The sequence below is a fragment of the Candidatus Albibeggiatoa sp. nov. BB20 genome, assembly GCA_016744725.1.
GTDB lineage: Bacteria > Pseudomonadota > Gammaproteobacteria > Beggiatoales > Beggiatoaceae > Albibeggiatoa.
Genome location: JADGDW010000071.1, coordinates 1 through 21,632, shown reverse-complemented (window position 1 = coordinate 21,632; position 21,632 = coordinate 1). Strand labels below are relative to the sequence as shown.

The 21,632-nt window shown below is 37.9% G+C and carries 21 protein-coding genes; 8 read left to right on the top strand and 13 right to left on the bottom strand.

Going from position 1 to position 21,632, the window contains the following annotated elements:
• Positions 1-155 precede the first annotated feature (155 nt).
• Positions 156-2,309: a DNA helicase RecQ gene (recQ, locus tag ABXH34_RS09625; RefSeq protein ID WP_353571664.1), complete on the top strand. Its 2,154-nt coding sequence runs from the start codon at positions 156-158 to the stop codon at positions 2,307-2,309.
• 80 nt (positions 2,310-2,389) lie between these two features.
• Here recQ and ABXH34_RS09620 read toward each other — a convergent pair whose 3' ends face one another.
• The 7 genes from ABXH34_RS09620 to ABXH34_RS09590 all read right to left on the bottom strand — a co-directional run bounded on the left by ABXH34_RS09620 (position 2,390) and on the right by ABXH34_RS09590 (position 10,352).
• Positions 2,390-5,203, bottom strand: coding sequence for an FAD-binding and (Fe-S)-binding domain-containing protein (locus ABXH34_RS09620; protein WP_353571663.1), 2,814 nt, complete (start codon positions 5,201-5,203; stop codon positions 2,390-2,392).
• A gap of 77 nt (positions 5,204-5,280) precedes the next feature.
• A complete protein-coding gene (locus tag ABXH34_RS09615) occupies positions 5,281-6,105 on the bottom strand; it encodes an ATP-grasp domain-containing protein (RefSeq protein ID WP_353571662.1) in 825 nt (274 codons plus the stop codon).
• A 110-nt stretch (positions 6,106-6,215) separates the two neighbouring features.
• Positions 6,216-6,662 carry a hypothetical protein gene (locus ABXH34_RS09610; protein WP_353571661.1) on the bottom strand — a complete coding sequence of 149 codons (447 nt, stop codon included), beginning with the start codon at positions 6,660-6,662 and terminating at the stop codon, positions 6,216-6,218.
• On the bottom strand, positions 6,659-6,958 hold the full coding sequence (locus tag ABXH34_RS09605) for a nucleotidyltransferase domain-containing protein (protein WP_353571660.1): 300 nt from the start codon (positions 6,956-6,958) through the stop codon (positions 6,659-6,661). Before ABXH34_RS09605 ends, ABXH34_RS09610 begins: the two co-directional genes overlap by 4 nt.
• Before the next feature lie 123 nt (positions 6,959-7,081).
• A complete protein-coding gene (locus tag ABXH34_RS09600; protein WP_353571659.1) occupies positions 7,082-8,470 on the bottom strand; it encodes a TRAP transporter large permease in 1,389 nt (462 codons plus the stop codon).
• A gap of 2 nt (positions 8,471-8,472) precedes the next feature.
• Positions 8,473-9,087 (bottom strand): TRAP transporter small permease subunit, encoded by a 615-nt coding sequence (locus ABXH34_RS09595; RefSeq protein ID WP_353571658.1) that lies wholly within the window; start codon positions 9,085-9,087, stop codon positions 8,473-8,475.
• Positions 9,088-9,266: 179 nt separating this feature from the next.
• Positions 9,267-10,352 (bottom strand): TRAP transporter substrate-binding protein, encoded by a 1,086-nt coding sequence (locus ABXH34_RS09590; RefSeq protein ID WP_353571657.1) that lies wholly within the window; start codon positions 10,350-10,352, stop codon positions 9,267-9,269.
• 294 nt (positions 10,353-10,646) lie between these two features.
• Here ABXH34_RS09590 and ABXH34_RS09585 point away from each other — a divergent pair, with 294 nt between their 5' ends.
• From ABXH34_RS09585 to ABXH34_RS09570, 4 genes are all read left to right on the top strand, one after another.
• Positions 10,647-11,387, top strand: coding sequence for an FCD domain-containing protein (locus ABXH34_RS09585; RefSeq protein WP_353571656.1), 741 nt, complete (start codon positions 10,647-10,649; stop codon positions 11,385-11,387).
• 176 nt (positions 11,388-11,563) lie between these two features.
• Positions 11,564-12,520, top strand: coding sequence for a biotin synthase BioB (gene bioB, locus ABXH34_RS09580; RefSeq protein WP_353571655.1), 957 nt, complete (start codon positions 11,564-11,566; stop codon positions 12,518-12,520).
• 425 nt (positions 12,521-12,945) lie between these two features.
• Positions 12,946-13,137: a hypothetical protein gene (locus tag ABXH34_RS09575; RefSeq protein WP_353571654.1), complete on the top strand. Its 192-nt coding sequence runs from the start codon at positions 12,946-12,948 to the stop codon at positions 13,135-13,137.
• Positions 13,138-13,305: 168 nt separating this feature from the next.
• Entirely contained in the window at positions 13,306-13,821 is a 516-nt protein-coding gene (locus ABXH34_RS09570; protein WP_353571653.1) for a GNAT family N-acetyltransferase, read from the top strand.
• A gap of 2 nt (positions 13,822-13,823) precedes the next feature.
• Here the strand turns inward: ABXH34_RS09570 and ABXH34_RS09565 are convergent, their stop codons facing one another.
• The 3 genes from ABXH34_RS09565 to ABXH34_RS09555 form a co-directional block, all read right to left on the bottom strand.
• Positions 13,824-14,561 (bottom strand): (Fe-S)-binding protein, encoded by a 738-nt coding sequence (locus ABXH34_RS09565; protein WP_353571652.1) that lies wholly within the window; start codon positions 14,559-14,561, stop codon positions 13,824-13,826.
• A 21-nt stretch (positions 14,562-14,582) separates the two neighbouring features.
• Positions 14,583-15,338, bottom strand: a complete 756-nt coding sequence (locus ABXH34_RS09560; protein ID WP_353571651.1) for a ribonuclease T2 family protein — start codon at positions 15,336-15,338, stop codon at positions 14,583-14,585.
• A gap of 94 nt (positions 15,339-15,432) precedes the next feature.
• Positions 15,433-16,230 (bottom strand): OmpA/MotB family protein, encoded by a 798-nt coding sequence (locus tag ABXH34_RS09555; protein WP_353571650.1) that lies wholly within the window; start codon positions 16,228-16,230, stop codon positions 15,433-15,435.
• Positions 16,231-16,581: 351 nt separating this feature from the next.
• Between ABXH34_RS09555 and ABXH34_RS09550 the strand changes: the two genes are divergently transcribed.
• The 3 genes from ABXH34_RS09550 to ABXH34_RS09540 all read left to right on the top strand — a co-directional run bounded on the left by ABXH34_RS09550 (position 16,582) and on the right by ABXH34_RS09540 (position 18,934).
• A complete protein-coding gene (locus ABXH34_RS09550) occupies positions 16,582-17,283 on the top strand; it encodes a lysophospholipid acyltransferase family protein (protein ID WP_353571649.1) in 702 nt (233 codons plus the stop codon).
• Between the two features lie 463 nt (positions 17,284-17,746).
• Positions 17,747-18,487: an acetoacetyl-CoA reductase gene (gene phbB, locus ABXH34_RS09545; RefSeq protein ID WP_353571648.1), complete on the top strand. Its 741-nt coding sequence runs from the start codon at positions 17,747-17,749 to the stop codon at positions 18,485-18,487.
• Positions 18,488-18,586: 99 nt separating this feature from the next.
• Positions 18,587-18,934: a phasin family protein gene (locus ABXH34_RS09540; RefSeq protein WP_353571647.1), complete on the top strand. Its 348-nt coding sequence runs from the start codon at positions 18,587-18,589 to the stop codon at positions 18,932-18,934.
• Between the two features lie 72 nt (positions 18,935-19,006).
• Here the strand turns inward: ABXH34_RS09540 and ABXH34_RS09535 are convergent, their stop codons facing one another.
• From ABXH34_RS09535 to ABXH34_RS09525, 3 genes are all read right to left on the bottom strand, one after another.
• The gene (locus ABXH34_RS09535) at positions 19,007-19,498 is read right to left on the bottom strand and encodes a coiled-coil domain-containing protein (protein WP_353571646.1); all 492 of its coding nucleotides are present in this window, start codon (positions 19,496-19,498) and stop codon (positions 19,007-19,009) included.
• A complete protein-coding gene (locus ABXH34_RS09530; protein WP_353571645.1) occupies positions 19,488-20,963 on the bottom strand; it encodes a nicotinate phosphoribosyltransferase in 1,476 nt (491 codons plus the stop codon). Before ABXH34_RS09530 ends, ABXH34_RS09535 begins: the two co-directional genes overlap by 11 nt.
• Before the next feature lie 461 nt (positions 20,964-21,424).
• Positions 21,425-21,632 (bottom strand): TRAP transporter large permease subunit (locus tag ABXH34_RS09525; RefSeq protein WP_353571644.1); only part of this gene is annotated, 208 nt, incomplete at its 5' end.

The window sequence follows — 21,632 nt, the reverse complement described above, 5'->3', positions numbered from 1 at the left end:
GTTACAATTTTAGGCAATAGGAATTTTTAAAAACTGTCTGAAGTGTTGATTTAAGGAAACATATTGCAAAACCCGTTTTGCATGCTTCATGATGTAGCACGAAAATCACCTAAATCTGATAGAATAAATAATTATTTCAACACCTCATCAGACCCATGACCCCAGAATCCGTTTTACATCATACCTTTGGTTATCAACAATTTCGTGGTCAGCAAGCGGATGTCATCCAACATGTTTTAAACAATGGTGATGCACTGGTTTTAATGCCAACAGGTGGTGGTAAATCATTGTGTTATCAAATTCCTGCGATTGTTCGCCAAGGTGTTGCCATCGTCGTATCACCGTTAATTGCATTGATGCAAGATCAAGTCACTGCCTTGTTACAATTAGGTATTCGTGCCGCGTTCCTTAATTCCATGCTTTCCAGCGAAGATGCACGTAATGTATTCGGACAACTCAGACGTAATGAACTAGATTTACTCTATGTTGCGCCTGAACGCTTAATGACGGACTCGTTTTTAGAATTCCTCAGCACAATCCCCGTCAGTTTATTCGCCATTGATGAAGCCCACTGTGTATCACAATGGGGACATGATTTCAGACCTGAATATCGCCAGCTTTCTGCATTACACCAACGTTTTCCACATATCCCACGCCTTGCATTAACCGCAACCGCAGATGATTTAACCCGTCAAGAAATTATCGAACACTTGCAATTACAACAAGGTAAAGTATTTGTTACAGGATTTGATCGTCCGAATATTCGTTATCACGTCGTACCCAAAACCAAACATCCTAAAATGCAATTACTGGCTTTCCTCAATCGAGAACATCGGAATGATACGGGAATAGTGTACTGTTTATCACGCAAAAAAGTTGAAGATACAGCGGACTGGCTGAAGCAACAGGGCTGGAACGCGCTGCCTTATCATGCAGGTTTAAAGACCCCAATCCGCCAACAGCATCAAGATATTTTTCTCAAACAAGAAAGTGTGATTATTGTGGCTACCATTGCGTTTGGGATGGGGATTGATAAACCTAATGTACGGTTTGTGGCTCATTTAGATTTACCTAAAAGTTTAGAAGCCTATTATCAAGAAACGGGACGGGCTGGGCGTGATGGCTTGCCGTCAAATGCGTGGATGGCGTATGGCATGGGCGATATTTTCACCTTGCGCAAATTTATCGATAGCTCCGAAGCCAGTGTGCAACATAAAAATTTAGAACGGCATAAACTCGATGCCATGCTGGGTTATTGTGAAATCATTACTTGTCGTCGTCAGGCGTTACTGAGTTATTTTGGAGACAATTTGCCTGATCCATGTGGTAATTGTGATACTTGCTTAGACCCTGTGCCGACTTGGGATGCAACCGAAGCGGCGCAAAAAGCCTTATCTTGTGTGTATCGTACAGGGCAACAATTTGGGGTAAACCATTTAATTAATGTGTTGCTGGGCAAAATGGATGACAAAGTACAAAGATTCCAACATCAGCAGGTCAGTACCTTTGGTATTGGCAAAGAATTAGATGAAGAAAAATGGAAATCAGTCTATCGACAATTAGCCGCAGCAGGTTATATCACGGTGGATGTAGAAGGCTATGGTGGCTTGAGGTTGCATGATAAAGCCAGACCCTTATTGCGTGGTGAACAATCAGTGCGTTTACGTTTAGATAGCTATGAATCAAAAACCACACGACCCAAACCAGAACAACCCCAATTTATCGGCAAAGACAAAGAATTATGGCATGTATTACAAGGAAAACGTAAAGATTTGGCTGATGCTCAAAGTATTGCTCCTTATATGATTTTTCATGATAGCACTTTGAAAGAAATGGTATATTATCGCCCTAGTAGCTTGCGAGAATTGCGTAAAATCAATGGAGTAGGACAACTCAAATTAGAACGTTATGGCCAACAGTTTTTAGATATTTTAGATGATTATCAAGATGAAATACCCAATCATCGTCCAACTCCAGCTTCTGTTGCACAAAATCGATTATCAGAAACAGTGAATCTCACTTTAGAAGCATTTAAGCGTGGTCTCAGTCCTGAGCAAATTGCCGAACAACGCCAACTAAAAATCGTCACAATTTACACTCATTTTTCTGATTTAATTGAAGAAGATATTATTGATTTAGATGAAATAATGATGCTGGAAGATGAAGAAAGAGAGGAAATAGAAGAAGCATTGATGGCCATGGATGATATGACAAAATTAAGGCCAGCGTATGAATATCTTGAAGAGCAATATGATTATGAAATTTTGAGATGTGTACGAGCTCATTTACAGAAATCAATAAATAACTGATGTCAGAAAGCGGTAAACTAAAGCTTTATATCTTAGAATTGCCAACTGTTCAAAGATTGGCAACCCTCAAGCAATAATTTTTATTTAAAACACTGATTAACCAGATAAACCAATGAATTATAATGCACACCGCTGTGTAAGCTCAAACCGATTTCACAAGTGCGGCTATTAGAATAACCGCCTTCACAATTTTTGGGCAATGCCGATTTTAAATGTTGTAATGCGCTGGCATTTAACTCAGGTTGCGTAAAGCCTTTATCACCTGCAAAACCGCAACATCCAGCTTCTTCAGGTAAAATGACTTCTTTTGCACATGTTTTGGCAACTTCAAGTAAAACTGACTCTAAACCCATTTTTCTGGCACTACAAGTAATATGCAAACTCACACAATCGACTTGCTGTTTCAGTTCCAATTTGGGTATCACTTCCTGTTGTAAATATTCAGTGATTTCATAGACTTTTAATTTATCATCTAAAGCCTGTTTTAAACGTAAACTACAAGGGCTGGTGTCACAAATCGCGGCAATTTTCCCATCTTCGCTAGCCTCATATACTGCATCAGCTAAACGGGTTAATGATTTATCCGCTTGCTTGGCTAAGCCTTTACTTTCATAAGGTTGTCCACAACAATGTGAATCAGGATTTTGTACATAAATCACCTCAATTTGGGCTTTATTCAATAAAGTGACGATTTCTTGCGGTAAAGGTAATTCATCATGACCTTGGCTTGCGCCCATCACTCGCGTAGCACATGCAGCGAAATATACCACTTTTTGTTTTTGTTTAGTCTGCTGAACGGGCTTAAAACAAGTGGGACGTGGCATTTCTGCTGTCCATAATGGCAAGCGTTTACCTGATAAGTCTCGCGCACCTTGACTTAAACTACTCATCAACTTATTGCCTAAAACGCTTTGAGCTAAACTTGCACCGCCTAAACTAAACCGTGTCATCAACGCAACTGTAGAAAAATGGCTTTCAATCCAATTTCCTGTCACATTAGCTATTTTTCCACGTTTTTGCTGGCGTAACTGCACAGTCAAATCACCCGTATTAATATTCACAGGGCATTGTGTTGCACACAAACCATCAATTGCACAAGTTTCAATACCTTGATAATCAAAATCTTTTTGCAACTGTTTTAAACGTGATGGATTTTCTTGTGTCCGTTCCAAACGCGCAATTTCACGCCAAATCGTAATCCGTTGTCTGGGCGTTAAAGTTAAATCTCGAGAAGGACAAATCGGTTCACAAAATCCGCATTCAATACAACGGTCAATGATTGAATCCGCAGGCGGCAACGGTTTTAAATCTTTAATATGGGCTTTGTCATCAGGATTTAAAATCACACCAGGATTGAGTAAATCCTTTGGATCAAATAGATTTTTTAACTGCTGCATCACATCATAAGCTTGTTCACCCCACTCTAATTTTACAAATGGCGACATATTACGGCCTGTGCCATGTTCCGCTTTCAACGAGCCTTGATATTCACCCGTAACCATCTGACACACTTCATCCATAAACAATTTATAACGTTGCACTTCTTCGGTTGTACCAAAGTCTTGAGTGAACACAAAATGCAAATTTCCCGCTAAAGCATGACCGAAAATAATCGCTTCATTGTAATGATATTTCTTAAATAAATGCTGTAATTCACGTACCGCTTTCGCCAGCATTGGCAATGGAAATGCCACATCTTCAATAATAACAGTCGTCCCAACTTCACGTACTGCACCGACTGCGGGAAATAAACCTTTACGAATATTCCATAATTTAGCATATTCAGCCGTATTTGTCGTAAAATGGGCATTTTTTAACAAATTGCATTGATTTAATACCGCTTGCACTTCATCAACTTGTTGCTGCAAAATATCATCTTGTTCGGCACGTACATCAATTAATAATGCCGCCATTTCATCATCTAACTCACTTAATTCACTGGGAATACCTGCTTGTCCTTGCACCGAACGCAATGCGGGTCTATCCATCAATTCGACGGCAGTCACAGGCGTTGCAGCCAATTTAGCCACTGTTTGACAGGCTTGCTCAATATTAGGAAATAAAACCAAAGCCGTTGCTTTATGTGCGGGGTCAGGCACGGTGTGGTAAGTAATTTCAGAGATAAAGCCTAAAGTGCCTTCTGAACCAATCATCAAATGTTGAATAATATCAATTGGATCAGTGTAATCTATCAGCGCATTTAAGCCATAACCTGTTGTATTTTTTAATCTATATTTGTGCTGGATTTTAGATTTCAGCTCAGTATAATGTTGAACTGTATGGGCTAAATGTTGGATAGATTGTAAAAATTCGCTATGACTGTGGTCAAACGCGGTAATACTATTTTTATCTCGTGTATCTAACACTGTGCCATCCGCAAAAATAATTCGCATTCCTGCTAAAGTATTGTAGCTGTTTTGCGCTGTACCACAACACATTCCACTGGCATTATTCGCTGCAATCCCACCAATTTTAGCCGCATTAATCGACGCAGGATCAGGGCCTATTTTTCGTCCATAAGACAAAAGGTAAGTATTTGCTTGAGCACCAATAATCCCCGTTTGCAATGTGATTTGATGCCCATTTTCATGAATTTGGTAATTATTCCACGCTTCTCCTGATAAGACGGCTAACACTGAGTCGCTAATGGCTTGCCCTGACAAACTTGTACCCGCTGCACGAAAAGTCACTGGTGTTTTATGATTTTGCGCCATTCTCAGTAAATGTATTACTTCCTGCTCATTTTTCACTTTTACTACTAATTGCGGCTGCAAACGATAAAAGCTGGCATCCGTCCCATAAGCTAAGGTGCGTAACGGGTCACTGATAATTTGATTTTGAGGAATATGAGAAAGCAGTGATTTTTGTAATTTTTCATGGGTTGAGCTTAACATGTGTATTTTCCCCAACATTTTCAAATAAAAGACCTGTTAAGTATGGCAATGTGCAACTCAACAACATGAGATAAAACCTATAAACTGGCGAGTAAATTCTCGTAAAATTCCATCACTTTATGTTCATAACCACTTTTAATAAACTGATGAAATGCGGGTGCTGAATTGGCTTCAAGCAACCACCACTGTCCTTGTTTATCTAAAATGACATCGAGACCACAAAATGGAATCATTAATTTTTGGAATAATGGCTGACAAAATAGGTCAATTGCATCTAAAATATTCTGTTCTGTCTGTAAAATCGCTTTTGCGCCTTCCCAATGCAGAGGGCTTAAGTTGCCTGTAAATTGGGCGGATTCATTACTTTTTTCGTAAGCAAATTGTAATTGTCCATTGAGATAAATGACTCTAAATTCTTTATCAATATCAATCAGTTCTTGAGCTAAAGCCACATAGTCAAATGCCATATCATTTTTATTGAAAATCGTTAGCAATCCCATTTCTAATTGTTGTTGATTTTCGGCTTTAAATACATTTTTGCCGCTTGTACCCCGATTTTGTTTAATAATCAGTGGATATTGAAAGTTTTGCTCGATTGAGTGCATTATTTGCATTATCGTGTTCAATTCTAAATATCGGGTATAAGCACCTTCGTGATGCGGATTTAAGTAAGCCTGAGTTTTAGGCATCTTAATTGTGTCTTGAAAGTATTGATAAAAATAGTCTTTATCTCGACATAATTTGTTAACTGACTGTGAGTTTAATGGTGTATCAAAACTGGTAAATAAGTGCTTTTTGCCTGCAATCGTGACTTCAACAATATTTTTTGATAGATGCTGAAGTTGATAATCTAAATTGAGTTTTTTGCATACTTTGTTTAATACTTGGATATTGCTATTCATTCCTTGAAAAATCCTATTTTTTTATATTTTGGTGAATTAAGGACTGGCAGTCCTAATTATTTATAATATTAACTCTTTTCTAATACTGAGGACTGCCAGTCCTGAGCTTTTTATTTTCTAAATTGTTGGCAGTATTGTTTAATATGGTCTACGCTTTCGAGTAAATAAGGTGTCATTTCAAGCACATTTTGGAATATTTGCAGCATTTTAATTTGTGTATATTCATGAGAAATTTCATTCCGTAGCATACGACAATCAGCAAATTGCTCAGCACTCTTTATCAGTCCTTTTTTTTCCGCTCGATGAATTCTATCTCTTACTGTGCCTTGCGTTTCTAAATCAATTTCATCAATGAGGCGCAACATTTTTTGAATAACAAAATCACATAAGCGTGCGAAACGACTGGTTAATGCCTCAAATTTTTCTAATTCATCAATTGTATAAGTTTCTTTAATCCCAATTTGTGTACATCTTTGTTGAGAAATAACCAATACTTTTGCAGCATCATCAAGTAAAGGTAATTGTTGTTCGAGTAAAATTGAAAACTTCTGTTTCATAGTAAAATCGCATGTTCTGAAATAATGGCAACAAACGGATCATCTTGCATATTTTCAGCAAAAATCATATCTAGCTTTTGTTCTTCAATTAAATCAAATAATCGTCTTTTAACTGCAAATTGTGCATCCCAATCCATCAATATTTTTGAAATCACCAAAATATCAATATCACCACCTTTTTTACTTAAATCAGTTCGAGAACCGAAAAGATACACTTTTGCATCAGCATCGGATTCAAAAACCGCTTTTTTTATTTGTTTGGCAATATCTGGATTTAAACGAGTATTCTGTGACATATTGTTTTATTTAGAGTTAAAGGACTGGCAATACTCAAGAACTATAGTCAATTCCATCTTGAGTGTGAGGACTGGCAGTCCTGTATCACTTTAAAGTAAAACGACTATACCAGCCCTGATGAATTAATTCCCGTAAGCCACCGATGGCAACCAAGTCACCAACGCGGGGAAAAATAGTACCACAAGCAAACCAATCAATTGCAAGATGATGAAGGGTACAACACCTTTATAAATATGGGTTAATTTCACTTCTGGCGGACAAACCCCTTTGAGATAAAATAAAGCAAAACCCACGGGCGGTGTTAAAAATGAGGTCTGCAACGTCACTGCAACCAAGAGTGCAAACCAGACCAATTCAGGGTTATCCACCACCCCATAACCATTGATATCTAAGTCCAATCCCGTAATCACAGGTGCAAGTAACGGTAAGATAATTAAGGTAATTTCAATCCAATCTAAGAAGAAACCTAATAAAAACACCACGAATAAAATGAATGCGATAATACCGTAAGGACCAAAAGGCAATTCTGATAAAGTGGATTCAATTAACTCGTCGCCGCCTAGCTCACGTAACACTAAGGCGAAAATAGTAGCGCCGATAAAAATAGCAAAAATGTAGGCTGTGGTGTTAAATGTGTTAAAAGTGACTTCTTTCCAAACTTTCCAGTTTAAACGGTTGTATATTAAAGCTAAAACAATCGCGCCGACTGCACCAATCCCGCTGGCTTCTGTCACGGTGGCGATGCCTGCGAAAATTGAACCTAACACCGCGAAAATTAAGCCTGCTGGTGGTAAAATATTTAAAAAGACTCTGCCGACAATTGACCATGAGAATGGTTCTTGATTTTCTGGTAATGGGGCTTTTTCGGGTAAAAACCACGCATAGACCAAAATGTAAGTCATATATAAAATACCGAGCAATAAACCGGGGAACACCGCACCCATGAATAAATCGCCGACCGATAAACCGAGTTGATCGCCCATGATGACTAACATGATGCTGGGTGGAATCAAAATCCCCAAACAGCCAGCACTGGCAATTGTGCCTAATGCCAAGGGTTTATCATAATTTTGTCCTAACATCACGGGTAATGACATAATGCCGAGCAGCACCACGGATGCACCGATAATACCTGTTGAGGCGGCTAAAATGATGCCGATTAATGTTACTGTAATTGCTAAACCACCGCGCACTTTACCAAATAAGGCTTGTATTGATTGCATCATTCGTTCGGCAACGCCCGATTTATCCAGCATTAAACCCATAAAAATGAACATCGGCAGCGCGACCAGCACCCAGTTATCCATAATCCCATAAATTCGGTCAACCGACAGTCCCAAGGTGGCATAATCTAAGCCCGTCATGGTGTCCAAATATTGGTCAGAAAAGTAGCCAATTCCCGCGAAAAGTATCCCAACACCTGCCAAAATCCATGCTACGGGAAAACCTGAAAACAGGCACACAATAAACGTGACAAACATCGCAATGACTAAGATTTCATTCATTTCCATGATTATTCACCTTTATTATTTTGAACTGTAAATAGATGACGCATCATTGAAACTCGTCCTGAAATTTCAATGTTAGATTTATCTTCATCTTTGGCTAAATGGATAAATAACATGGTTTCTTGAATTAAACGGGCAATGGCTGCGATAAACATAAGAAAGAAGCTTAATGGGATAACGGATTTAATAAGCCATCGATTGGAGAGACCTGTGGCACTGCTTGAGCCTTCGCCGACTCTGTAGGATTCCATCACCCATTCAACACTATGATGGAAAATAATCACTAAAAAGGGTAATAAAAATATAATAATACCTATCATTTCAAATAGATGCTGCGTTCGTTTTGGTAAGTTCATGTGTACAATATCAACTCGGATATGGGAGTCGGTGGTGATGGCATAACTCAGTCCAAACATGAAGCCAATCGCATATAAATGCCAGATTAATTCTTCTAAAGGTACCATGGCTTTATTGAATCCATAGCGCATCACGACTTGAACTAAAATGACTGTGATTAATAACACATTGACCCATGCGATAATGTGACCTGCATGGCGTACAAACTGATTCATGGCATGGACTATCGGAATATGATAATCCTGTTCTGTTAAATCGCTCATCTCTTAGCCTCCATTGACCCCAAAATTATTATTTTTATGGTGTTAAATCTAATTTAAAGCTTAACTGACTATTTTATTAAGTTATCTGTTGATATTATCATTTATGTTTAAAAAGGCGGCTAAGCGTCCTTGCTCAACCTAAATGCGCCTTAAGGCACTACCAACAAAGAGCTAAAAACTTACTCCGTTTTCTCAATTCGTACTGTACCCGGACGTGGTAAAAATGCCCATTCATTCCAAATCGCATAATCTGCACGGAATGCCGCTAAATTGTCCCAAATTTTCTTAAATTCTGGGTCTTCAGCTGATTGTTCTACAACAACTTCATTCCATTTAGATTGGAACAAATCGAGTAATTCTTTAGACCAATAACGATTTTCTACACCATGTTTTTCCACATTGGATTTCATATGAGGGAATTGAATCGCTTCACCTAATGCCAACGCATCTAACATTGCTGCTTTGCATGACAACTCAACGATGCCTTGTTGTTGTTTATCCATGCTTTTCCATGTTTTGCTATTAATGACAAGTTCATAAACAGAGGCAGGTTGATGCCAACCGGGATAATAGTTGAATTTCAATATTTTATGGAAGCCTAAGCGTTTATCAATCGCAGGCATAGAGAATTCTGTCGCGTCAATCGCGCCTTTTTCTAAAGCAGGGAAAATTTCTTTACTGGGAAGTAAACTAGTGGAAACGCCTAATTTTTCCATTACTAACGCGCCCAAGCCAAAGAAACGCATTCTTAAACCTTCTAAATCTTCAGGCTTATCAATGGCACGAGAGAACCAACCAGAAGTTTCAGGTGCAGTTAAACCACATGGAATTGCATGAACGTTAATGCCTTTTTTAGCATACATTTCACGCCATAATTTCAGACCATCGCCGTAATACAACCACGCTAACATTTCAGGTGCATCAGGGCCAAATGGGACAGAGGAAAACAATGAGCCTTTATCACCTAAAACCCCAGTGTTGTAAGCAGGTGTGGTGTAGCCCGCATTGACTTTGCCTTTAGCAACTGCTTGTAAAATGCCTTTTGGTGGAATCAATTTTCCGGGTTCATAAATCTTCATTTTGACTGTGCCACCACTGGCAACATTTAAATGTTCTGCTAACCATTTCGGCGTACTGCCCAAGCCTTCTAAATGCGTACCGAAAAACACAGGCACTTTTAATAATACCTTTTTAGCAGCGACTTCACCTGCCCCTACGCATAAGCCTAGGGCTGTGAGTGCAATGACCAGTTTGCGTTTTAGCATGATGTTCGAACCTCCTTCAGTGATTCAATAACACTTTTTTATTTATGTAATCTGAATAATTGGTAAAACCACTTTTTTAAATTCAATAATTGGTCATACCATGATGGCTATTTTCAGCACAATGAACCCTAATGTCAAGTGTTTTTTAATGTTGCAATGCAACGTTAATATCTTATAAAACACTAATATACAAGTTGCTGTGATATATCATCCATCATTAAATAATACTTTCCAATTTGCATTTATTTAAGTAAACTAAGGTAAATTGGTATTACCAATAAGAATGGTGAAGGTATGAAACAAAAAATATCAGATAAAGTGGCTGAACGTTTAAAAGAAATGTTGAATGAAGATACATGGGGCGCTGGCGATAAACTGCCACCAGAACGGGAGTTAGCCAAACAATTGGGTGTGTCTCGTCCTTCTTTGCGTGAGGCATTGCAAAAGTTGGCTTGTGCTGGGTTGTTAGCGACGCGTCATGGCGGTGGCACTTATGTGCAGGAGAAAACAGAAACCAGTTTTATTAATCCATTGTTAAATTTGTTTCACGAGCAAGTTGAGGCAAAGTTTGATGTATTAGAAGTGCGCCATGCTTTGGAAGGCACAGCCGCTTATTATGCAGCGTTACGCCATACAGAAGTGGATAGACAACGGATTCAACATTGTTTTGATCGTATGATTGAAATGCACGGTTCGCCTGACCCGTTGGATGAGGCAAAGGCGGATGCAAAATTTCATTTGGCGATTTCAGAAGCGGCTTATAATCCCGTGTTACAACATATTATGCAAAATTTGTTTAGTTTATTAGAAAACAGTATTACCCATAATTTGGATAAATTGTACACCTTGCCTAAAGTGTTTGAGCCGCTAAGCCATCAACATGAACGGATGATGAATAAAGTGCTAGAACGTGATGCAGATGGGGCAAGACGCGCGGCACAAGAACATTTGATTTTTGTAGAAGAATCTTTGCAACAAATTGAGCGGGCTGAAACCCGTAAATTACATGCTGTCCGCAGTTTGCCTACGTTATAACGATACGGAGATTTCAGGATTGCTAGTTTTTCAAAGGCTGGCAATCCTTACGCTGCAAGAAAATGCTAGAATGCTACTTGTTCAGATGCAAATAAAAATCGCTTGCTGGTTAACTGTCATATACACTACAATTTTCACGTAGTTTTTCTCATTCCTCCAATTTTTATAGCAGCACAATGACCCAAACAACTTACCCTATTCGTCACGACTGGTCGTTAGACGAGGTATTGGCTTTATTTTCTTTGCCACTCAATGATTTAATCTTCCAAGCTCAAACTGCACATCGCAGCTATTTCAACCCAAATCAGGTGCAATTAAGCACTTTACTTAATATTAAAACGGGAAATTGTCCTGAAGATTGCGCTTATTGTCCACAAAGCGTGCATTTTACAACTACGATTGAACCTGACAAGCTGATGCCTACAGAAGAAGTCCAAGCTGCGGCACGTAAAGCAAAGGAACACGGTGCAAGCCGTTTTTGTATGGGTGCTGCATGGCGCAAACCGAAAGGCAAAGCGTTTGAGCAAGTGATTGATATTATCAAAGTAGTTAAAACTGAAGGCTTAGAGGCATGTATGACCTTGGGTATGCTGGATGAAGAACAAACTCAACAGCTCAAACAAGCAGGTTTAGATTATTACAATCATAATTTAGATACGTCTGAGACGTATTATCCACAAATCATTAGCACTCGAACTTATAAAGACCGTTTAGATACTTTGGCGCGAGTACAGGATGCAGATATTAAAGTATGTGCTGGTGGTATTATTGGCATGGGTGAAACTGTGCAAGATCGGGCTGAAATGCTGCAAACTTTGGCTAACTTATCGAAACATCCTGATAGTATTCCAATTAATCAACTGGTTCGAGTTGAGGGTACACCATTGGAACAAGCTGAGCCAATTGAAAGTTTTGACATGGTACGTTGTTTAGCTGTAACACGGATTTTAATGCCCGCTTCTTATGTGCGTTTATCTGCAGGTCGTACTGAAATGAGTGACGAAACACAAGCTTTATGTTTTTTAGCTGGTGCAAATTCGATTTTTTACGGCGAAAAGCTATTAACAACAGAAAATCCCAGTGCAAATCATGATTTGCAATTACTCGATCGTTTAGGTATCGAAGCAGTATAAAACGCGCTTCATCTTCATAAAAAAACAGTTTTACCCTCCTTTAATCGGCTGTATTTATTGCCTTATAATGCAGCCTTCTCTTATCAGAAAAAAATTCCAAATCATCTATTTATTAAAAACTCTTTTTCTAATCCATATCGTTTTCAACCAGCTTTACAATTTCTTTTATTATATTATAAAAATAGCCTGTTTTTTTGTATTTATACTTTTTATGTCAAAATATCCTATCTTTACAATTTTAATCTGGAAATATTCTTGCTTAAAATCTATTAAATATTCCATTTAAACTAAAATTGAACTGTACTTATGTTTAGAGTAAATTAATAACATATCATTTGAGCGATACTGACTATACTAAATAGTATTATCAGCATTAATAAAATGAGTTTTATCGCTCAAAAAAACAGTTTTTAAAGGAAAAAATTATGAACATTACCCATCAACTTGATAATCAATTACTCGATGCCCTGTTAAGAATTTCTAAACAAGAGCAAAAGTCATTATCGAATCTGATTGCCCAAGTATTGCAAGATTTTGTCGAGCACAATCAAACACAACCCACACCAACATGTATGCAGCCCGAACATATTGTACAGCGGAATGGTAGAGTCCAATGATAGCGGTTTTAGCATTAGCAATCATGGTATTAACCCAAGTAAATTGTTCAAATACCACGCTATAAGCTCTTCCTCCAATTGGAATACGAGTGTGCTGGCAGCTGGGGTTTTGAACAAACAAGCTAAATCATCAGAGACAACTTCTAGCATGGAATTCATTATATTATCATGAACGACTTTCAACCAAGGCCTGCAAATATTAATGATGCACGCTTAATTCAACAATTGGCCACAGAGATTTGGCATGATTATTACCCTGTGGTCATCTCAATCACGCAAATTGAATATATGCTAAAAACACTGTATTCAGAGGAAAAGTTAAGAACTGATATTGAACAACAAAGAATTCAATTTACTTTATTTGAATGGCAACAACAGAGCGTCGGGTTTCTGGGATGTATTATTCAAGAACAGCAGCATTTATTTTTAAATCAAATCTATCTACAAACTGCGTTTCATGGCCGAGGATTGGGACAACAGATGTTACAATATGCAGAACAATTTGCCTTGCAACAGCATTTATCCAGTATTTGTTTAAGAGTTAATAAGGGCAATGCCAAAGCAATTACCGCCTATCAGCGAGCTGGATTTTATAAAGCTGAGGCGGTTTGTAATGAGATCGGGCAAGGTTTTGTGATGGATGACTACATTATGCGCAAAGCACTATCAGTGCAGCCAACTTAGCATTATTCTTCCGCCATATTCGCGAGAATCTCAGCAATATGAAATGCTTTTACGGGACTATCCAAACGATGTAGACGCCCTGCGATATTCATCAAACATCCCATATCAGCGGTTACTAAATATTCAGCTTCTGTATTCTGTATATTGTTTGCTTTATTGGAAACCATACGAGTTGAAATATCTGGATATTTGACACTGAATGTGCCGCCAAACCCACAACATACCTCAGTTTCTTCCATCTCACGCAATTCCAAACCTGCAACTTGAGATAATAACTCACGGGGTTGTTGTTTAATATTTAACTCACGCTGACTAGAACAACTGTCATGATAAGTGACGGAATGAGGAAAAGAGGCTTTAATCACTATCGGTTTTACTTCGGTCAGAAATGAAGTCAATTCATAACATTTTGCAGAAAATCGCTCGGCTTTGATTTTCCAGTCACCATCATTCTCAGTAAATAAAGCAGGATAATGGTGTTTTAACATGCCCAGACAAGAGCCTGAAGGGGCTACGATATAATCGTAATCTTCAAACAATGTAATAACTTGTTGAGCAATTTGGCAGCTTGTTTGTAAATCACCATTGTTATAGGCGGGCTGGCCACAACATGTTTGTTTCAATGGCACATCAACTTGACAACCAACTTGTTCCAATAGCTTAATCGTAGCAAAACCAACATTGGGACGTATCAAGTCGACTAAACAAGTGGCAAATAAACCAACGCTAGTGTGTGACATACAATTAAGCTCCCAAATGTTTTATTTTCCAGCAGCATCAATTTTAAATCGTTGTGGACAACCACCGCGAATTTTAATTTTTTCAGTTGGGAAATAAGAGGCTAAATTTTGAGTTTCATTTAAAGGGTTAGCTAAATATAAGCGAATTTCACTTAATAAACTCACACTGCCCTGTTTTTTACAATGCAAGGTGAAGTAGTTGCGGCTCTCCTTGCCAAACTCTTTACTAAAAGCATTGAGCAAATCTTTACGTTGTACGTATTTACCAATATTTTGCTCAACTAATTGGGCAAATTGAGATTGATTCACCATATCGAGTAAATCATTCGAACGTTGATAATACTGTTCCGCACTCATGGTTGTGCAAGTGCCATGTTTATACCATTCATGACGTTGCAAACAACCTTGTACTGACGCTGGCATCGATTGTTTTAGCTCATTACGGGTTGGCTTGGACAAATCCAATTTTGGCATTCTACACCATGCCATATTTTTGTATTGTTTAAAGGTACTACTCTCCATATCACAATAGCTATAACCTTGACGTGCCTTACGTGATGGCCATAAACCATGTAGCGAAAAATTGCGAGCACTGTAGTCTTTAGCTGTTTGTTTTCTGCATTCAGGCTTACGTCCATGTAACTCACAAAATGCAGGTAGCCATGATAATGCAAGCACATAATGGTCAAATTCACCTGACTTAAATTTAGCATCTGCTTGAACTGGAGCTGATAATGTGACGATAACGACACTCATCAACAAAGATTTTAAAAACATTGGCGGTTTTCCTAAAAAATATCGAGATTAATTTCTTAAATAGATTTTCTGTTGAATCGCACAATATTGCAAGTGGAAAAACAATAAAAATAAATTATTGACTACTCAATTCAATACGCTGCTGTGCATGATTTACCAAACTTAAGGAAGGAGAAGCCATCAGAAAACGTAAATCAATCCGCCGATTATGTTTTTTATCTCGTTGTGTATTGACTACAGGGCGACGGGCTTCATAAGCACTAACACTGATAAGGGCTTGACGTTGGGGGTTTTGTAGTCGATCCAAAGTGGGTGCAAAATTAACCAAAGCTCGATAAGTATTCAATGCTCTGGCAACGGATAATGACCAGTTATCCTCAAATTGTTCATTATGAATCGGCTGGTCATCAGTATGCCCTTCAATGAAAATGGCTTCTAAGCGGGCAGTTTTATCTGAAGTGCCGCAATGTACAGGCATTTCATCTAATGGAGCGATTGCATAACAAGGCAAAATTTTGGCTAATACTGCGGATAATTCCTTAATTGTTCTCTGTCCTTCTGGGCGAAATGTAGCTTCCCCTGAGTCAAAGAGTAGTGATTCTGGTAAACGCAACACTCCATTTTCCATGTCAATCAAGACTCGAACTCCTTGGCCATCAAGTTCGGTTTCGATTTCGCTTAACATCAGTTGTTGGACAATTTTATTGTCTGTAATACGGTCAACAATGCGTTCTAAACTGTGCTTTTCATCTTGGCTTTGTTTTGCTTCTGCGTCAGATTGTGATTCTGCTTCACGTAAATTCAGCGCAAATGCCATCAAGATAATAATAAAAATAAACAATAAACCAACCATCAAATCACTTAGAGAAGCCAAATAACTGTCTTCGGCTGGTGGAACATGTTCTGTTGCCATTGTCGTATACAACTATGGTTTGGAGAATAGATATTTATTCTAGTGGAGATATAATATAAATTCAATATAAAAATATTTTAATAACAAATGAATAGCAGTGATATTTAATAAATTACTTTAAGTTTTTTAAAGCCATATTTGGCAGGATTGATGCGACTGAATAAGCATGGCATTTATATTGATGTGCTTATTCAGAAAAGAACTCAAGTTAAATCACTTTTTTGACTTATTGGTGTTTGTATTTTATATATTTGTAAATAGATGGCCTTATCTTTACTTGAAAAGCTAGAAAGCTATGCCTGAAATGGGTCATTTACCAAAATAATAATATTCAACTTGCGAGGTTTGCTTATGTGGATCACTATTAGCTTTATTTTTTTAATCACTTTTATTTGGTGCATGTTTGCTTGTCATCAAGCACATATCGCGGATTGGGGCAATCTTTGGTTAAACAGCACTGATGGTTTAAATCGCCTATTTTGCAAGTATATTCATAGATTACAATATAATACATCTTTTAATTTACCCGAGAATCAAGGCGCGGTGGTGATGGCAAATCATAGTTCGGGCTTAGACGCGATGTTATTGATTGCAAGCAGCCCACGCCCATTACGTTTTTTGATTTCTCACGAAGAATATGGGCGTTTTGGTTTTAAATGGTTTTTTCAGGCAATTGGTTGTATTCCTGTTAATTTAAAACATAGACCTGAACGGGCATTAAAACCTGCTTTACAGGCTTTGCAAAATGGGGAAGTAATTGCTCTGTTTCCTCAAGGTGGTCTTACATTATCTGGTGAATCGAAAAAACTTAAAAAAGGCGGATTTTGGCTTGCTGAACAAGCAAAATGTCCGATTTATCCTGCAATTATCACGGGGATTAATGGAGAAGGAACTATCATGGGGAGTATTTTTTTTCGTCGAAGCCAAGCTGAGGTGATGACTTTTCCAGCAATTCAATGTGCTGACTATCAGTGTTTAGAAACATTACAGCCGTTTTTTGAGAAAAAGCTGTCTTGGGAACAAATAGAACATAAATTAACCGCAATAAAGTAATAAGACCTGCATTCGATATAATGGGATTTTGCTTTGTTTATCATAGCTTGCAGATTGATTGTTATAAACTGTTTTGATGTTTAAAGTAGGAATTCCTAATGCTCTATTATGAAAAGCATGATATTTCCATCACATGGGTTATCATTTTGTTAATTTAACTTTAGCGGTTATAAATAAAATAGAATGGTGACTGCTTCATTGACACGCTTAATAATTCATTGATAAAAAAGTACTAATTGAATCAATTTTATATCAGTGCAATATTGAAAATTGTGGTACAAAAAAGACTTAATTTATACATACTGCAAATAAATTCTTAATAATCATCGATTCCATAAATAAAATGCTTATATTCAAAAAGCTTGCTTGACAATAAGGATAACCACTTTTATGATTGTTTGCGCATTGCAACAATTACCTTAATAATGTTGCGTTTTATTCAAAAAATCCTGTGGAGGCAAGCATGTCACAAAGAGTCGCATTAGTAACTGGTGGTACTGGTGGTATTGGTACAGAAATTTGTCAAGCTTTAGCAAAAGATGGTTATAAAGTGGTTGCTTCTTGGTTACCAGGCGTTGACGATGGTGAAGCTTGGGTAGCGGCACAAAAAGAAGCAGGTTTTGAGTTTGAAATCGCTGGTGGTAACGTAGCTGACTTTGAATCTGCGGCTCAATTGGTTAAAGAAGCTGAAGAAAAAGCAGGTCCTATCGACGTATTAGTAAACTGCGCTGGGATCACTAAAGACGGTTTCTTCCACAAAATGACACCTGAACAATGGGGTGCAGTCATTAATGTAAACTTGAACAGTGTATTTAATGTAACACGTCAAGTTATTGAAGGTATGCGTGCTCGTAGTTATGGCCGCGTTGTTAACATTTCTTCTGTCAATGGTCAAAAAGGCCAGTTCGGTCAAACTAACTATTCTGCAACTAAAGCAGGTATGCATGGTTTCACTATGGCATTAGCTCAAGAAGGCGCGAAAAAGGGAATTACAGTAAACACTATTTCTCCAGGTTATATCGCAACAGCAATGACTAAGCAAATGCCAGAAAAAGTATTGCAAGGCATGGTCGATCAAGTACCTGTAGGTCGTATGGGTGAGCCTTCTGAAATTGCACGTACAGTTGTATTCTTAGCACATGAAGACTCAGGCTTCATTACAGGTGCTGATATTTCTGTAAATGGCGGTTTACACATGATGTAGTAGTAAATTACGCTTGACAAGTTGTGTATTTTTCGTTATGTTGCAATGCACAATTTGTTAGGTTTTTAATGCTCGTTGTTCTTTAAGAGGAATACACCCATGTCAAACGAAATGTTACAAAAATGGACTGAATTAAATCAGTCAGCAATGGATTCTGTAAAAGAGTTAGGCGACATCAATACTAAAATGATGACTCGTTTGACTCAACGTCAAATGGACATGATGAATTTGTACATGGAAGGTAGTACTAAACAAATGGAAGCAGTGAGTGGTGCAAAAAACCCTCAAGACGTTGTTGGTGCTCAATCTGGTTTATATACTGAGATGAATGAAAAATTGATGGATAATGCGCGTCAAACATTAGAAGTATTAATGGAAGCTAAAGCTGAATTAACTAGCTGGGCTGAAAAAGGCGTAAGTCAAGCAACAGAATTAACTAAAAAATAATTAGAATTTGCCACCGCAGATTTTTTGGCAGTCCATATATTTATGATTTATTAGAGACTGCCAACACCTAAACTATCCTCCCATACTTAGCAACGTCAATAGCGCAATCATTGCTACAAATGTTAATCCCATCACAATCAAACTAAAAGTAGGATATTGCTGTTTTTGCGAACGCATTGATATACGGTCTAATTCGTGGCTAAACTTAATAATTTTATCTTCCGCTTCCTCAACATTCTCTTCTAAATAATCAATCTCTTGCCTAATTTTACTGGCTTCAGCACCGTCAAAAAAAGAACCTGTAAAACCCTCATCTTGTTTGATCTCAAGTAATTCTTGTTCTTTATCAAACAATTGGTCATTTAAATGCGCCAATTTTTGCTGCTCTGTTTGCAATAATTTGTAGATTGGGTTATCAGTATGATTAACTACAACGGGCAACTCAGATACAGTTTGCTGGTGTTGATATTCAGTGAGAAAAAACACAATTAACCCACTAATCACACTAACAAAAACCCCAATCAATACATTTTGTAATAAATTCGTATGTAGTTTAATTTTCATGACCATCTTTACGTTGCACTTGTTGCATCAAATTTTGTTTTAGTTGATGATAATGCCATTCTAGGCTAACAGGATAAGGCGTTTGTACATTATCGCCATCAGGCAGTTGCTGCAATTGTTGTTGCACCCGCGCTCGAACTTGGGCTAACTCAGGCAAGTCTTGTAGCAACGTTCCTTGGCGAATCACAGGCTGTAATAAATCTTCCCCATGCAGTGCCGAATTTAATTCAAGTGGTTGATTATCACCTAAAGGCACATATTGTACAGGGCTTTGCGGTGTATGTGGTTCATCGTACATCATATCGATAACAAATCGCTGCTGTTTATCCTGAAAACGTTTGACTTGAATAATACCAGGGTTGGAGGTTTTCACTGCCTGTTCAGATATTTTTAACCGATATTGCCAAGCTTGTTCTTCATTTTCCCGAATCGCCGATAATTTATACACCCCACCTAAAGCAGGTTGGTCATAAGCTGTTGCTAATTGCGTCCCAACGCCCCAAACATCAATCTTAGCCCCGTTTTGTTTTAATTCTGTAATTAACAACTCATTTAAGTCATTACTGGCCACAATTTTAGCTTCGGGAAAACCTGCATTATCTAGCATTTCACGGGCTTTTTGGCTTAATTGGTTTAAATCACCTGAATCCAGCCGAATCCCCACCATTTCATAACCTTGTTGACGCAACTCATTGCCCATTTGAATCGCTAATTCAACGCCGTGCACGCTGTCATAAGTATCAACTAGAAAAATACAATTATTTGGCATTGCTTGAGCATAGACTTTAAACGCTTCAAATTCATCATCAAATGACATCACCCAACTGTGAGCATGAGTGCCTTTGACGGGAATCCCAAATAATTTGCCCGCTAACACATTCGACGTTGCAGCACAGCCACCAATATAAGCGGCTCTTGATGCAGACAATGCACCATCAATGCCTTGTGCTCGACGTAAGCCAAATTCCAATACCGCATCACCTTGCGCGGCTTGGCATACTCTGGCTGATTTTGTCGCAATTAAAGTCTGAAAATTCATAATATTAAGCAAGGCAGTTTCAAGCAACTGGGTTTGAATTAAAGAGCCTTTCACCCGTAGCAAGGGTTCATGTGGAAACACTAATGTGCCTTCTGGCATCGCGTCCAGATCACAATCAAATTTAAGTTGGGTCAGATATTCTAAAAAAGCGGGTTCAAATAAGGGTTTGCCATCATTTCCTGTCAATGTTTGTAAATAAGCCGCATCATCAGAGGTAAATTCAAATTGTTGCAAATATTCAACCGCCGTTTGTAAACCCGCTGCAATCGCATAACGCCCATTAAAAGGTAGTTTTCGGAAGAATAAATGGAATACGGCTTGATGGTTCATACGGCCTGATTTCCAGTAACCATACGCCATTGTAAGTTGATATAAATCAGTGAGTAAGCTTAAGGAATGCTGATATAAATGTTTTAAGTTTGACATACTTGGGACACCCATTATATGAAACCAATGACGAGGCATCTTAACATGTTTTTGTTATGGATAGATTGAGTATGATGCACATCAATAAATAGGCTAATATCAAACTAAAATTGGGAATGTAATTATTTAATTAACAGAAGCTTGGTGTCAGTTTTAGATTTTAAGCATCGAAAATGGTGTCTATATAGTCGTTTTACTTTAAAGTGATACAAGACTGGCAGTCCTAGATTTTAAAACTGATTGATATTTAAATAATAACAGGACTGCCAGTCCTCACACTCAAGATAGAATTGACTATAGTACAGAAGTGCAAAGCTTGTTTTGTCTATCGCCATTTAAATAAGACTGGCCATTTTTTTACAGGATTTCCAAACAAATAATCCATTGAAAAACCCAGCATCTAGTTAAAAATGTTGGGCTTATCAAAACACCTACTCTATGGTTTACATCATGAGCAAAAATTAAGTTTGAGGACCATACATTAAGTTAGGTAAAAACAAACTAATTTGTGGAACATACGTGATTAAGAGTAAGAATATGAGCAAAATAAGCAACCATGGAGATACCGCTTTGACCACTTCCATGATACTCATATCGGTAATGCCTACAATGACAAATAGATTCAAGCCCACAGGCGGCGTAATCATACCTACCTCCATATTCAATGAT

Bases quoted from the DNA above. Each gene is read 5' to 3' on its own strand.
- ABXH34_RS09585 (WP_353571656.1), top strand. From the start codon at position 10,647: ATGAAACAAAAAATATCAGATAAAGTGGCTGAACGTTTAAAAGAAATG.
- ABXH34_RS09560 (WP_353571651.1), bottom strand. From the start codon at position 15,338: ATGTTTTTAAAATCTTTGTTGATGAGTGTCGTTATCGTCACATTATCA.
- ABXH34_RS09600 (WP_353571659.1), bottom strand. From the start codon at position 8,470: ATGGAAATGAATGAAATCTTAGTCATTGCGATGTTTGTCACGTTTATT.
- ABXH34_RS09590 (WP_353571657.1), bottom strand. From the start codon at position 10,352: ATGCTAAAACGCAAACTGGTCATTGCACTCACAGCCCTAGGCTTATGC.
- ABXH34_RS09615 (WP_353571662.1), bottom strand. From the start codon at position 6,105: ATGAATAGCAATATCCAAGTATTAAACAAAGTATGCAAAAAACTCAAT.
- recQ (WP_353571664.1), top strand. From the start codon at position 156: ATGACCCCAGAATCCGTTTTACATCATACCTTTGGTTATCAACAATTT.
- ABXH34_RS09610 (WP_353571661.1), bottom strand. From the start codon at position 6,662: ATGAAACAGAAGTTTTCAATTTTACTCGAACAACAATTACCTTTACTT.
- ABXH34_RS09620 (WP_353571663.1), bottom strand. From the start codon at position 5,203: ATGTTAAGCTCAACCCATGAAAAATTACAAAAATCACTGCTTTCTCAT.
- ABXH34_RS09565 (WP_353571652.1), bottom strand. From the start codon at position 14,561: ATGTCACACACTAGCGTTGGTTTATTTGCCACTTGTTTAGTCGACTTG.
- ABXH34_RS09595 (WP_353571658.1), bottom strand. From the start codon at position 9,087: ATGAGCGATTTAACAGAACAGGATTATCATATTCCGATAGTCCATGCC.
- phbB (WP_353571648.1), top strand. From the start codon at position 17,747: ATGTCACAAAGAGTCGCATTAGTAACTGGTGGTACTGGTGGTATTGGT.
- ABXH34_RS09530 (WP_353571645.1), bottom strand. From the start codon at position 20,963: ATGTCAAACTTAAAACATTTATATCAGCATTCCTTAAGCTTACTCACT.
- ABXH34_RS09605 (WP_353571660.1), bottom strand. From the start codon at position 6,958: ATGTCACAGAATACTCGTTTAAATCCAGATATTGCCAAACAAATAAAA.
- ABXH34_RS09575 (WP_353571654.1), top strand. From the start codon at position 12,946: ATGAACATTACCCATCAACTTGATAATCAATTACTCGATGCCCTGTTA.
- ABXH34_RS09570 (WP_353571653.1), top strand. From the start codon at position 13,306: ATGAACGACTTTCAACCAAGGCCTGCAAATATTAATGATGCACGCTTA.
- ABXH34_RS09540 (WP_353571647.1), top strand. From the start codon at position 18,587: ATGTCAAACGAAATGTTACAAAAATGGACTGAATTAAATCAGTCAGCA.
- bioB (WP_353571655.1), top strand. From the start codon at position 11,564: ATGACCCAAACAACTTACCCTATTCGTCACGACTGGTCGTTAGACGAG.
- ABXH34_RS09535 (WP_353571646.1), bottom strand. From the start codon at position 19,498: ATGAAAATTAAACTACATACGAATTTATTACAAAATGTATTGATTGGG.
- ABXH34_RS09550 (WP_353571649.1), top strand. From the start codon at position 16,582: ATGTGGATCACTATTAGCTTTATTTTTTTAATCACTTTTATTTGGTGC.
- ABXH34_RS09555 (WP_353571650.1), bottom strand. From the start codon at position 16,230: ATGGCAACAGAACATGTTCCACCAGCCGAAGACAGTTATTTGGCTTCT.